Genomic DNA, 13,240 nt, shown 5'->3' on the forward strand with positions numbered 1-13,240 from the left:
ATAAGGAATGGTAGTATTTAGTTAGAAAAAAGAAGCAACTTTTATTGCTTCTCATATTACGGTTAGTTCATTTACACAGATTTTTTTACACTCTCGGATGCTTTTTAAAATGCCAATATTTCTTCTTTTAAACGTTCTACCATTTTTTCTTGAGGAATTTTTTCGATGATGACACCTTTCTTTATTAGCACACCTTCATTTTTTCCTCCAGCAATCGCGATATCTGCATGCTTTGCTTCTCCAGGGCCATTCACTGCACATCCCATGATAGCGACAGTAATATCCTTATTAACTGTTTCCAAAAAGGTTTCAATTTCATCAACAACAGGACCAATATTGAATTGTGTTCTACCACATGTAGGACAGGCAATCAAATTAGGAACATTTTTTATTAGATTAAAGCATTTTAAAATCTGTTTCACAATCACCATTTCACGTAAAGGATCACCATTTACAGATACACGAATAGTATCACCGATGCCACGTTCAATTAGAGTTCCTAAAGCTACACTAGATTTGATTGAAGAAGTTGTAAAACTACCTGCTTCTGTAACACCTAGATGGAGAGGGTAATTAAAAATTTCACTCGCTAGTGTGTAAACATCAATGCACAGTTGAACATCACTACTTTTAAAAGATAAACAGATGTCATAAAAATCCATATCTTCTAAAATTTGAATGTGTCGCTTGGCACTTTCTATCATTCCTTCAGCTGTAGGTTTTCCATATTTTTCATGGATATCTTTTTCTAAAGATCCACTGTTGATACCAATTCGAATTGGTATTTTGTTTTCTTTACAAAGAGCAACAACCTTTTCAACATTTTTTCGTGACCCGATATTACCAGGATTTAACCTTATTTTATCAATGCCATTTTCAATGGCTTTAATAGCAAGTTTATAATTAAAATGAATATCACCAACGATAGGGATATTTGTGTGTTTTTTGATTTCTTGAATTGCAATAGCATCATCCTCATCCATAATGGATACACGGATAATTTCGCAACCAGCATGTTCCAAATCATTAATTTGTTTAATGATTTTATTTGTATCACTTGTTTTATAACTACACATAGATTGGATTACAATTTTGTTTTGCCCTCCAATGGCTAGGTCTTTGACCATGATTTGTCTTGTTTTTTCTCGTTTCATTTTATCACCTAGTGGTATTATAGCATGTTCTTATAAAATATGTCTGAATAGTATCCTCCTAAAAATTCACTTGATGTTCACGTAAAGGTTATATACGGAACTAGTGTTAATATGGTATAATAACATGCATAATGGGAGGAATAAAATGTTTGTAAATCCATTTCGTAAAAAAGATATTGATCGTAGACGTCGTTCTAGTAATGTTTTTAAACAAAAAGAAGATTATGCGAAAACAATAAATAAAAGATTAAAAATTATGACGATAGTAATATGTGTTTTGTTTTCTGTTATTGGCGTGCGTTTGGCACAACTACAATTAGTAAACAATGAAGAATATGCATTAAAGTTGGAAACCTTTACTGCTAAAAAACAAACATTTGCTCCTTCACGTGGTAGTATTTATGATCGCAATGGAACGGTATTAGCAGAGAGTAAAAAATCCTCTACTATTTACTATTATCCTGCTAAAAATATAAGTGAAAAAGAAGAGTGGGATCTTGCTGAAAAGTTTGTTAATGAAATTGGTGTTAGTTTAACTAAGAAAAATGATAGTGGTGTAGAAGTGTCAGCAATTACAGATCGCGAATTAAAAGATATGGATTATGCATATCATGTAACTTATTTAAGAGATGTAAAAGATAATTATAATTCTTTGTTAAGTGCAGATGAACTAGAAGCAGCAAATAATGGAGATTTAAGTAATGCAGAAGTTTATAATTTAAAAATTAGTAGAATGGAAGTTCCCAAGGTTGATGATCATCACAAAAAAATATACTTAACTAAAATGTTGATGGATCAAACACCTGAAAATGAATATAAGACAATTTTAGAAGGTGCTACAACAGAACAAGTTGCTTATCTTGGAGAACACAATTCACAATTTCCTGGATTTAAATACATGAATGACTGGGTTCGTTCATATTATGATAATAACAATTCGATTGTGAAATCAATTCTTGGTGATATTTCATCACAGACACAAGGGCTTCCTGAGGAAAAGATGGAGTATTATATGGGGCTGGGTTATGCAATGAATCAACGAGTTGGTATATCAGGAATTGAAAAACAATACGAAGATTATCTTTCTGGAACAAAACGTTCTTATAATATTACCTATGATGAGAATGGGCTTGCAGTACTAAACGACGAAAATGAAGGAAAGAATGGATATGATTTAACGCTATCCTTAGATGTTGATCTACAAAAAAAAGTAGATGAGGTTCTAAATAAAACAATGAGTACCCATTCAGGTGGAAAGTATAAATATTTTGATTCGTTATATTTTGTGGCAATAAATCCACAAACTGGAGAAATCCTAGCGATGGATAGTATATACAGAAAAGAAGATGGAACCATTTATTCTGTACCTACAGGGACTTACTTGGATGCTAACCGTGCAGGTAGTGTTGTGAAAATGGCTACATTGTATATGGGATTAGACCAAGGGGTAATTTCACCAGGAACAGTATTAAATGATCAACCTATGCAGTTAAAAGGAACACAGGTATTTAAATCTTATACTACGCATGGATTAATAGATGATATAAATGCTATTGCTGTATCAAGTAATGTTTATATGGCTCAAATAGCAATAAAATTGGCAGGTGGCGAATTTGTTGAAAATGGACAGGCTTTATATTATGAAGATGGAACATTTGAAAAAATGAGGTCTTACTATAATATGTTTGGGCTTGGTGTGCAAACAGGAATTGATTTGCCTAATGAGGGAGTAGGAAGCATTGGTGGTACGGAAGAGCATGGTAAGATTATTCCTTTAGCAATTGGACAGTATGATACTTATACTACGATGCAATTGGCACAATATGTGTCAACAATCGCAAATGGTGGCAAACGTGTACAACCACATTTGCTAAAAAAAGTAACAGAGGTAAATAGTAATCGAGAAACGGTTATATACGAGCATCAGACTAATATTTTATCAACATTATTAGGAAATAATGTTAAGGAATATTTAGGACGTGCCCAAAAAGGAATGCGGGGTTGTGTAAGAGGAACGGGAAGTAAGAGTGCTTTTTGTCCTAGTACCGTAGATGACCCTAATAGTGGTACTCAGTTAGCGGCGAAAACCGGGACAGCAGAAAATGAAATTTATGAAAACGGGAATAAATTAGATGATACCATGTCATCTACAATGGTTGCATATGGACCATATATTGATGACGATGATGGAAGTACTCCAGAAATTGCATTTGCTTGCTTTGCGCCAAATGTGGAAATTGTTACAGGGACACCAGACCCCAACATTTGTGCAGGTATTATTGGAGAAGTATCAAATTATTATTTCTCAAAGAAGAAGTAGCAATTTAAATAATTGTATGATACAATAAGAAACGCTTAAGGAGGATTTAAGATGAGAGATCGTATCACTTTAAAATGTTCAGAATGTGGTGAAGAAAACTACATTAATACAAGAAATAAAAAAACTCAAACAGAACGTATGGCGGTTAAAAAATATTGTCCACGTTGTAATGCGAAAACTTTGCATAAGGAGAAAAAATAAGAAAGCCAAAAAAGTGGCTTTTTTATTTGGTGATAATTATGAAAATAGAAACATATCCATTAGGCATGTTACAGGCCAATTGTTATTTAATCTGGAAAGATAATCATGTATTGATTGTAGATCCTGGTGGGTCTTCAAAAAGGATAGTAGAATATATTACACAACAAGAAGCAATAGTGGATGCTATTTTGTTAACTCATGGACATTATGACCATATAGGTGGAGTGGAATTTTTTGTTAAACAATTTCATTGTCCCGTATATATCAGTGAAGCGGATCAATTAATGATTGATAATCCGAAATTTAATTGTTCAGATACTTTTGAAGGCTTTTCTTCAGACATCGAAATTCAGCATTATACAGGGAATATGAAAATTGAAAATTTCACTTTTGAAGTTATGGACGCTCCAGGTCATACGAATGGGTCAGTGTTATTGGTGTTTGATGATTTTATTTGTAGTGGAGATGTATTGTTTAAACAAAGCATTGGACGTTGTGACCTTCCTACAGGATCAAATAACAAGATGTTTCAAACGTTATCTATGATAAAGGGATTAGATTCAAAATACAAAGTGTATCCTGGTCATGGTGATAGTACAACATTATATGAAGAATTTTTATACAATCCATTTTTAAAGGATATAAAATAAACGAAAAATATCGCAGAATGAAAGCGATATTTTTTCTTTTTCTTAAATTTTTTAATGTTGTAATAAATAAAGCTAGGTTTTTATATTGTGATTGTGTATGAATAAGTAAGGTGGGTGATCCATGAAAAGAAAATTAAATTTATTATTAAAATATGTGCTTTCATATAATGCAAGTGATGTTCATTTTACATTGGTTAATCACAAATTAGAAGTTAGAGTTAGAGGGTTGAATAAGATTGTAGATATCAATGATAAAAAGTTAAGTGAGGATTTATTTTATTATTTAAAATATATATCCAACCTTGATTTAGGAAATTCTTTTTTACCACAAAGTGGAAACTTCAGTTATGTTTATAAGAAGCAATTATTACATTTTCGCTTTGCATATTTGCATACATTTCAAACACAATCAGGAGTTCTACGAATTTTAAACAATCATGAAAAGATTAAAATAATGGATTTGAGCTTAGATAAAAGACAAAATCATATATTTGAATCATGGACAAAGTTTCGAAGTGGATTAGTTTTGGTGAGTGGGCCAACAGGGAGCGGAAAATCAACAACATTACATGCTCTTTTAGATGTGATTGCTGAAAACAAAAAGTTTAATATCATCACATTAGAAGATCCTGTTGAGATTCATAATGATAAATACTTGCAATTGCAGGTAAATGAAAAAATGAATTTCGGGTTTGAAGAGGGAATCAAACAATTACTAAGGCATGATCCAGATGTCATTATGATTGGAGAAGTGAGAGATGAAACAACTGCAAAAATGCTAATCCGTTGTGCATTGAGTGGGCATATGGTATTTACGACTATTCATGCAAAAAGTTGTAAAGAGGCCATTAAAAGGTTACAAGAATTTGGGATATCAAAAACAGATCTAGTAGAAACATTAACAGGGATTACAAATCAGCGAATTTACAAACATAAGGACTTTGATCGTCGTGTATGTGTTTATGAAATTTTAGAGAAGGAGGAGTTGAAGGAAGTGTTAGAAACAGAATTGCTTCCAAATTCGTATGAGGATATTAAGCAAAAAATTAAATATGCTGTTGAGCAAAATTGGATTTCAAAACAAGAAGCAGAAAGCGACCTTATCCTTTAGTGTTTATGAATGGCTATATTTTTCACAATTATTACAAAAAGGATATAGTTTTGATATATCATTGCAATTAATGGATAAAGAAAACCATGAGTTATTAAAAACTTTAGAAGAAGGAAAACGCATACAAGAAATTATTGTTCATAGTACAAAAGGAAGATTTCAAGCTTTTGTGAGTTTTTTTATGAAATTGACCGGGATTGCAGAAGCACTTCGTTGCTCGGTGTCTATGTATGATTTTGAAAGACAATTACGCTCAAAGATAATAAAACAAACAGCATATCCAATGTTTATTTTAATTTTTTCTTTTTTTACCGTTTATATTTTTTCAACATACGTCGTGCCACAGTTACTTCAAAATTTTGAAGCAAATGATTCTTTTTTAATAGTTATGATTGATATTTTGCGTTCTATTTCTATGGTTGTGATAACAGGAATTGTTATTGTTGTTATTGTTTTTATTTTGTGTAAATTATCAAAACGGCTGTTTTGTAAAATTGGAAGCTTATGTATTCAACATATTTCGGTGTGTAAAGAATTTATGTCATTTTATTTAGCAAATTATTTAATTGTTTTAGATGAATGTGGATTAAGCACACAACAGATGTTTTTGTTCTTACAAAATGTGAAACAGCAACCATTGTTTTATCAAATAATAAATGATATTCATTTACTGTTGCAGAATGGAAAAGATTTATCAACGGTGATTAATGAGCATCGTGTACTTTCCAAAAATTTTAAAATGCACTATGTGTTAGGAAGTACAACAAATACTTTTTGTAAGTCTTTGAAAACTTATCAAGAATTACAAGAGAAAAAATGGAATACACAACTAAAAAAGTTAGGTATATCCATACAAATTATCTCCTATAGTTTAGTAGGTGTATTAGTTTTATGTATTTATCAAATAATGATGATTCCATTACAATTGTTAGAAAGGATGTAATAACATGAAAAAAGGATTCACAATATTAGAAATGATTATCGTACTTACGATAATAGCTTTGATTTTTCTGCTTACATTACCAAACATACAGCAAAAGAAAAAAGTAATTGATAACAAAGGATGCGAAGCTTTGATTGAAGTTGTAAATGCACAAATTTTGCTTTATGAAATCGATACCTTGGAAACACCTACAAGTGTTGATCAATTAATAAGTGGTGGATATTTGAAAGACACACAAAAAAGATGTCCTGATGGAGAAAGTATCACAATATCAGGAGGAGAGGCACATGCATCTAAATAGAAAAGGTTTTACCTTGTTTCAAATGCTTATGGTATTGCTGATCATCTCTATTTGCTTGCTTTTACAACCTAAAACTCAACGAACAAAAACATCATTAAAATATGAGACCATGAAACTTCGAGAATGGATATTGCAGGCACAAGAGAAAGCCATCTTTGATAAAACGAATGTTTCTATGATGATAGAAGATAATATGATTTCAAGTAATAATAAAACGTATTCCTTAGCTAAAGAAACAACATGTGGGAGTCATCATATTTCTTTTAATCATAGAGGGAATACAAATCAAGCACGAACAATTGAATGTAGGCAAGGAAAGGAAAAAGCAGAAATTGTTATAAACTTAGGAGCAGGGAATATATATGTACGCTAAGCAAGGATATATCCTTATTGAAGCAATTCTTTTGTTTTATATGTGTACGATGATAGTCTTAATGTTATCGAGTTTATGCGTAGGGATGGGGAATACAAAAAAACGAGAGTATGAAACTTCTGAAATTAAATATGAGACGGAAATACAGAATATTTATGAAAGTTATCAAGACGAATAAGAGAAAGGGGTTCACCTTGTTGGAAACGTTAGTTGCATTTGTTATTGTTGGAGTATCAATTACTTTATTGCAAAGTGGTTTAATGATGGTGAAAAACTTCAATTTCGATTTTTACGTTGGAGAAGATGAGGTTAGTATTCGTCAAATGCGTTTACTATATATCTTATCTTCTACACATCAAATAGAGAATAATGAATTGGTAATTACTTATTTTGGAGATGAATTGCGATTTCGAAAGTATAACGACAACATGATATTGAGTCCAGGGTATCAAGTTTTTTTTCAAAAAATAGATACATATGATTTTGAGGAAATAGGGGATTGTATATATGTTAAGTATAGGCATATTGATGAAAAAGAAAAAAAGCAAATTATTGGTTGCTAAAAAACAAGGTTTTATAACTACATATGGTCTAATTTTATTATATGTAGTTTTGCTTTTCACTTCTTTTATTACAACAAAATTGAAATCGCAAATCTTGTATGGAGAAAGATTAAGTTTTGCTGAATTGCGTGCGATAGAGTATGCGAAAAGCCAAATTCTTTTAAGCACTTTTGAAAATCAACAATTTATATATGAGAATTTAGATATATCTATTATGTTTTATGAAGGGTATTGCGAAATTATGGTTACTGATAATCAAAATCATTCTTTTCAATCAAAGTTAGCTTATGATGATGAGACAAAAGAAATAACAGGCTATGATTATTTCCGTTAGTGTAAAGTAAAAACACTTGACACCTGGTTTTAGTGTGATATACTTGGTTAAGTAAAAAGGAGATTAAGAATTATGGCTGTAAAATTAAGATTGAAAAGAATGGGAAAAAAAGGATATGCTTACTACAGAATTGTAGCAGCTGATTCAAGAAGCCCACGTGATGGTAGAATTATTGAAGCAATTGGAACTTATAATCCAAATAACGACCCTGCAGTAGTAACTGTGGACGAAGAATTGGCTTTAAAATGGTTAAGAAATGGTGCGCAACCATCTGATACAGTAAGAAGTATTTTGTCAAAACATGGAATTATGAAAAAAATACACGACGAAAAAAAATCTAAATAATTCATGGATTACGAAAAAATCATTTTAGACCTTATTACACCAATCGTTGATGATAAAGATAGTTTATCAGTTAAGGTAATGTCAACATTAGATGAAAATGAGGTTTTGCTACATGTATATGCTAATTCAGATGATGTTGCTCGTTTAATTGGTCGTCGTGGAATGATGGCGAGTAGTATTCGTCAAATGATGTCGATTGCATCAAGAAAAGAAAATAAGATGATAACGATTAAGTTTGAATCATATTAAGATAGGATGCTATGCATCCTTTTTTTAGAGGTGAACAATGGATAAAATAAAAATTGGAACAATTTTTAATACGCATGGGCTAAAAGGAGAAGTTAAAATTAAATCTTTTAGCGATTTTAACGATGAACGTTTCAAAGTAGGGAACACCCTTATTGTTGATACAAATAAAAGTGATATGGAATTGAAAGTTAAAACGTATCGTTTGCACAAAGGTGTTGTATTGGTTAGTTTTGAAGGTTATGACGATATTAATAAGATAGAAGCATACAAAGGGAATGATATATATATAAACAAAGAATATATTTCGCCATTAAATGATGGATACTATTTTTTTGAATTAAAAGGATGTAAAGTAATTGATCAAAGTGGTAATTTGATAGGGGAAGTTGAAGACATATTAGAAACAGGTGCTAATCCTGTTTTGCGTGTGAATAAAACAATATTAATACCGTATGTAGATGCTTTTATCAAGAATGTTGATATTCAAGAGAAAACGATTTATATCGAGACAATTGAGGGGTTGCTATGAAAATTACAATTCTGACTTTATTCCCTGAATTTTTTGACTCTTTCAAAGCGACTTCTATTATAAAACGGGCTATTGATGATCACAGAATAGAAGTTGAATGTGTAAATTTTCGTGATTATACGTTAGATAAACACAACAATGTAGATGATACTATATGTGGAGGCGGAGCAGGGATGTTATTGACTTGTCAGCCGATTGTAGATGCTATTAATGCAAATAAAAAGGCATCTACAAAAGTTGTAATGCTAAGTCCACAAGGGAAGATGCTAAAGCAATCAATGGTTCGTGAATTGGCTCAAGAAAAAGAGTTAATTCTTCTATGTGGACATTATGAAGGGTTTGATGAACGAATCCGAGACTATGTAGATGAAGAAATATCTATTGGGGATTATGTGTTGACTGGTGGAGAAGTTGCAGCAAGTGTGTTATGTGATGCAATTATTCGTTTACATGATGGAGTAATCCGTGAAGCAAGTCATCAAGATGACTCGTATGAGAATGGACTTTTAGAGTATCCTCAATATACAAGACCAATTGAATATGATGGAAAAAAAGTTCCAGAAATTCTATTAAGTGGACATCATGAAAAAATCAGAAAGTGGCGATTAAAGGAATCTATTCGGAAAACGTACCAACGACGTAAAGATTTATTAGATAGTTATGAATTTAATAAGGAAGAAGAATTGCTGTATAAAGAAGTGATAGAAGAGGAAAAAAACAAAGAGTAAAAAAGTGTTTACTTTTATACTGATTTTTGGTATTATTAATAAGCCTATTGGCTGCAGGGTTCCGCTAGTAACGTCTATGAACCACATGCATTGTTGAAGAAAAGGAGAAAGAAAATGAACTTGAATTTAGTTAATGAAGTTACAAAATCTCAATTGAAAAAAGACATCCCTGATTTTAGAAGTGGTTGTACAGTGAAAGTACACGTTAAGATTAAAGAGGGTGACAAATCTAGAATTCAGATTTTTGAAGGAATCGTAATCGCGAAAAAAGGTGGAGGAATCAATGAAACCTTTACAGTACGTAAGATATCAAATCAAGTTGGAGTTGAAAGAACATTTCCTGTTCATTCACCAGTAATTGATAAGATTGAAGTAACTCGTCGCGGAAAAGTAAGAAGAAATAAATTACGTTACTTAAAAGGACGTAGTGGTAAAGCTGCTCGTATTAAAGAAATTCGTTAAAAAGCAACACAAAGTGTTGTTTTTTTATACAGTGTGAATTATTTTTCTAGTAAATAATTTCACAGGTGCTATAATATAATATAGGTGATGAAAGTGGAAGAAAAATTGAAAAAAGAAACTAAAAAAGAATCCATAAAAATTGAAATATTAGATTTTGTTAGGATGATCCTAATATGCTTTGTTTTCGTTTTTTTGTGTGTAAAATTTGTTTTTCGTCCTGTTACAGTAGACGGAAATAGTATGTATCCAACATTGGTCGATCAAGAGTTTGGATTTTCTAATGTGTTCTCAACATTTGTTAGTGATATTAAACGTTTTGAAGTAGTGGTAGTTTATAATGAAGAAACTGATAAGCTTTGGGTAAAACGTGTGATTGGATTACCAGGTGAAACCGTTCAATACAAGAGCAATAAATTGTATATAAATGGAGAAATCGTTGAAGAAACATTTTTTGATCAAGAATATGTAAATAGTAAAACGAATAATGGTAATGAATTATTTACTAGTGATTATGGACCTATTACATTAAAAGAAGATGAATACTTCTTATGTGGCGATAATCGTCAGATATCAAAAGATTCACGTAGTCCTAGTGTGGGGCCATTTAAGAAAAACGCAATCGTTAGTAAATATGTAATTGTATTATATCCTTTTGATGAAATGGGAATCGTTTCAAATGGCAGCAAATAATATTAATATTCAATGGTATCCAGGTCATATGACCAAAGCAAAGCGAGAAATGCAAAGTAAAATATCACTTGTAGATATGATAATTGAACTTCGTGATGCAAGAGTTCCTAATGCTAGCAAAAACCCTTTAATTGATGAATTGATACAGCAAAAGCCAAGATTGATTGTTTTAACAAAAATTGATAAAGCTGAAGCTGATGAAACACAAAAGTGGATTTCTTTTTTAAATAATGAAACCACAAAAGTAATAGGGTTAGATGTATTACATGATAATTGTGTAAAAATTATTACAGATGCTGTTTTAGAACTAGTAAAAGAAAAGCGAGAACGACAAATACGCAAAGGGATGAATCCCCGTGCTGTCAGATGTATGGTGTGTGGTATTCCTAATGTTGGTAAAAGCACACTCATTAATCGTATTGCTTCAAAAAAAATTTTAGAAACAGGAAACCGTCCTGGTGTTACAAAAGCAACAAGATGGGTGAAGGTAAACAAAGACATTGAATTGTTAGATACACCCGGTGTTTTATGGCCAAAATTTGATGATGAAAACATAGGTATGATGTTAGCTATTACAGGAGCGATTCGTGATCAAGTTTTACCACTTGAGGAAATTGCGTATTATGCACTGAAATATTTGAAAGAATACTATCCAGCAGAGCTTGAAAATTATTACGGTGTTGAATTGATTGATAATAATTACAAATTATTTCAAGCTTTTGGTCGAAAAAAAGGATATTTGATTAAAGGTGATGAGGTTGATAATAAACGGGTTATTGAAACATTTATGAAAGACATACGAGATAATCGATTTGGTCGAATCACATGGGAGAAATGCAGTGGAATGTAAGAATGAATATGAAAAAAAATATACAAAAGAAGGATACACAAAGATTTTGGGTATAGATGAAGCAGGTAGAGGACCTTTAGCAGGTCCTTTAGTAGTTGCAGGAGTTTGTTTTCCAAAAGGATATGCACATGCAGAAATATATGATTCAAAGAAAATAAGCGAAAAAAAGAGGGAAGAACTCTTTGATGTAATAAAGAATGATGCACAATACTACGATATAATAATTGTAGATATTGAAGAGATTGATAAATTGAACATTTATCAAGCAACCAAAAAAGCAATGATGCAAATTGCTAACGATGCAGAAGATATAGAAGTTGTATTAAGTGATGCAATGCCCTTCACTTTATCAAATATGATTGTTGAGCCAATTGTAAAGGGTGACCAAAAAAGTGTGAGTATCGCTGCAGCAAGTATTTTAGCAAAAGTTACAAGGGATCGTATTATGAATATGTACGATGAAAAATATCCAGAGTATGGTTTCAAAAACCATAAAGGATATCCAACAAAGCAGCATTTAGCCGCTTTAGAAAAATATGGTGTTTTAGATATTCATCGCAAGAGTTACGGACCTGTTGCTCGACTTAGACAATTAAAGTTTGACATTTAAATATCTTTTAGGATATTTTTTTGTTTTATCAAATAATATAGAAGAACAACTATGAAGCGAAAACAACTTTTATATTATGCAACGAAATATGCAGGACAGTACAATAAAATAAAATACGCAGTTGAAACAAACGAACCTTTTAAAAACATTGAGTGCAAAACTCCTTATGTTTGTATTGGTGAAGACGATTATCCGGATAACTTATATCTATTGAAAAATCCTCCATTTGTTCTTTTTTATGAAGGAGATATTAAATTGCTTAAAAACAAATTGATAGGCATTGTAGGGAGTCGTGATATGAGCGATGTAGGAAAATCGTATTGTGATATACTAATGCAATATCTTAATAAGGAATATATAACGCTTAGTGGATTGGCTAAAGGAGTTGATGGATATATACATCAACTCTCTATCCAAGAAAGAAAAACAATTGGGGTAATTGGATGTGGGTTGAATGTCGTGTATCCAAAAGAGAATAAATTGCTTTATGAAGAATTGAAGAAAAATCATTTAATACTAAGCGAATATCCATACGATACAAAACCCTTAGCTATGCATTTTCCACTTAGAAATAGAATTATTGCCGCATTAATAAATAAATTGGTAGTAGTAGAGGCAACGATCAGAAGTGGGACAATGCTAACGGTGAATGAAGCGTTACTTCTTAATAAGGATATATATTGTTTTCCATCGCCATTTATTGAAAATAGTGCCAGTGGCTGCAATATGCTAATTCAAGAAGGAGCGGATATATTGGTAGATGTAAATATGATTAAAGAGTTATAAAGGTTGACAAATAAGGAATGTAAAGATAATATGTTTTAGGA

At 31.5% G+C, this 13,240-nt stretch carries 20 protein-coding genes; 19 read left to right on the forward strand and 1 reads right to left on the reverse strand.

The annotated features are described in order from the left end of the window. Positions 1–104: 104 nt before the first annotated feature. On the reverse strand, positions 105–1,154 hold the full coding sequence (ispG, locus tag M2475_RS03290; RefSeq protein ID WP_277489561.1) for a flavodoxin-dependent (E)-4-hydroxy-3-methylbut-2-enyl-diphosphate synthase: 1,050 nt from the start codon (positions 1,152–1,154) through the stop codon (positions 105–107). Positions 1,155–1,299: 145 nt separating this feature from the next. Between ispG and M2475_RS03295 the strand changes: the two genes are divergently transcribed. From M2475_RS03295 to M2475_RS03385, 19 genes are all read left to right on the forward strand, one after another. Then, on the forward strand, positions 1,300–3,474 hold the full coding sequence (locus M2475_RS03295; RefSeq protein WP_277489562.1) for a penicillin-binding protein 2: 2,175 nt from the start codon (positions 1,300–1,302) through the stop codon (positions 3,472–3,474). A 51-nt stretch (positions 3,475–3,525) separates the two neighbouring features. Beyond that, entirely contained in the window at positions 3,526–3,675 is a 150-nt protein-coding gene (gene rpmG, locus M2475_RS03300; RefSeq protein WP_277489563.1) for a 50S ribosomal protein L33, read from the forward strand. Positions 3,676–3,713: 38 nt separating this feature from the next. Further along, on the forward strand, positions 3,714–4,325 hold the full coding sequence (locus M2475_RS03305; protein WP_277489564.1) for an MBL fold metallo-hydrolase: 612 nt from the start codon (positions 3,714–3,716) through the stop codon (positions 4,323–4,325). A gap of 121 nt (positions 4,326–4,446) precedes the next feature. Next, positions 4,447–5,436, forward strand: a complete 990-nt coding sequence (locus M2475_RS03310) for an ATPase, T2SS/T4P/T4SS family (RefSeq protein WP_277489565.1) — start codon at positions 4,447–4,449, stop codon at positions 5,434–5,436. Then, positions 5,378–6,379, forward strand: a complete 1,002-nt coding sequence (locus M2475_RS03315; RefSeq protein WP_277489566.1) for a type II secretion system F family protein — start codon at positions 5,378–5,380, stop codon at positions 6,377–6,379. The genes M2475_RS03310 and M2475_RS03315 overlap by 59 nt, the downstream gene beginning before the upstream one ends. A 4-nt stretch (positions 6,380–6,383) precedes the next feature. Continuing rightward, the gene (gene comGC, locus M2475_RS03320; RefSeq protein ID WP_277489567.1) at positions 6,384–6,680 is read left to right on the forward strand and encodes a competence type IV pilus major pilin ComGC; all 297 of its coding nucleotides are present in this window, start codon (positions 6,384–6,386) and stop codon (positions 6,678–6,680) included. After that, positions 6,667–7,053 carry a hypothetical protein gene (locus M2475_RS03325; RefSeq protein WP_277489568.1) on the forward strand — a complete coding sequence of 129 codons (387 nt, stop codon included), beginning with the start codon at positions 6,667–6,669 and terminating at the stop codon, positions 7,051–7,053. Before comGC ends, M2475_RS03325 begins: the two co-directional genes overlap by 14 nt. Then, positions 7,043–7,231, forward strand: coding sequence for a hypothetical protein (locus M2475_RS03330; protein ID WP_277489569.1), 189 nt, complete (start codon positions 7,043–7,045; stop codon positions 7,229–7,231). The genes M2475_RS03325 and M2475_RS03330 overlap by 11 nt, the downstream gene beginning before the upstream one ends. A gap of 19 nt (positions 7,232–7,250) precedes the next feature. Beyond that, a complete protein-coding gene (locus M2475_RS03335; protein ID WP_277489570.1) occupies positions 7,251–7,616 on the forward strand; it encodes a hypothetical protein in 366 nt (121 codons plus the stop codon). Beyond that, positions 7,582–7,950 (forward strand): hypothetical protein, encoded by a 369-nt coding sequence (locus M2475_RS03340; RefSeq protein ID WP_277489571.1) that lies wholly within the window; start codon positions 7,582–7,584, stop codon positions 7,948–7,950. The genes M2475_RS03335 and M2475_RS03340 overlap by 35 nt, the downstream gene beginning before the upstream one ends. Before the next feature lie 72 nt (positions 7,951–8,022). Next, on the forward strand, positions 8,023–8,295 hold the full coding sequence (gene rpsP, locus M2475_RS03345; protein ID WP_277489572.1) for a 30S ribosomal protein S16: 273 nt from the start codon (positions 8,023–8,025) through the stop codon (positions 8,293–8,295). 3 nt (positions 8,296–8,298) lie between these two features. Beyond that, positions 8,299–8,544 (forward strand): KH domain-containing protein, encoded by a 246-nt coding sequence (locus tag M2475_RS03350; RefSeq protein ID WP_277489573.1) that lies wholly within the window; start codon positions 8,299–8,301, stop codon positions 8,542–8,544. Between the two features lie 37 nt (positions 8,545–8,581). Next, positions 8,582–9,073, forward strand: coding sequence for a ribosome maturation factor RimM (rimM, locus tag M2475_RS03355; protein WP_277489574.1), 492 nt, complete (start codon positions 8,582–8,584; stop codon positions 9,071–9,073). Next, positions 9,070–9,801: a tRNA (guanosine(37)-N1)-methyltransferase TrmD gene (trmD, locus tag M2475_RS03360; RefSeq protein WP_277489575.1), complete on the forward strand. Its 732-nt coding sequence runs from the start codon at positions 9,070–9,072 to the stop codon at positions 9,799–9,801. Before rimM ends, trmD begins: the two co-directional genes overlap by 4 nt. A 114-nt stretch (positions 9,802–9,915) precedes the next feature. After that, entirely contained in the window at positions 9,916–10,263 is a 348-nt protein-coding gene (rplS, locus tag M2475_RS03365) for a 50S ribosomal protein L19 (RefSeq protein WP_277489576.1), read from the forward strand. 93 nt (positions 10,264–10,356) lie between these two features. Continuing rightward, a complete protein-coding gene (lepB, locus tag M2475_RS03370; protein ID WP_277489577.1) occupies positions 10,357–10,953 on the forward strand; it encodes a signal peptidase I in 597 nt (198 codons plus the stop codon). After that, the gene (gene ylqF, locus M2475_RS03375; RefSeq protein ID WP_277489578.1) at positions 10,940–11,803 is read left to right on the forward strand and encodes a ribosome biogenesis GTPase YlqF; all 864 of its coding nucleotides are present in this window, start codon (positions 10,940–10,942) and stop codon (positions 11,801–11,803) included. The genes lepB and ylqF overlap by 14 nt, the downstream gene beginning before the upstream one ends. Continuing rightward, a complete protein-coding gene (locus M2475_RS03380) occupies positions 11,793–12,413 on the forward strand; it encodes a ribonuclease HII (protein WP_277489580.1) in 621 nt (206 codons plus the stop codon). Before ylqF ends, M2475_RS03380 begins: the two co-directional genes overlap by 11 nt. A 51-nt stretch (positions 12,414–12,464) precedes the next feature. Further along, positions 12,465–13,199, forward strand: a complete 735-nt coding sequence (locus tag M2475_RS03385) for a DNA-processing protein DprA (RefSeq protein WP_277489581.1) — start codon at positions 12,465–12,467, stop codon at positions 13,197–13,199. Positions 13,200–13,240: the final 41 nt, after the last annotated feature.

This window comes from Breznakia sp. PF5-3 (assembly GCF_029504745.1).
Classification (GTDB): domain Bacteria; phylum Bacillota_I; class Bacilli_A; order Erysipelotrichales; family Erysipelotrichaceae; genus Breznakia.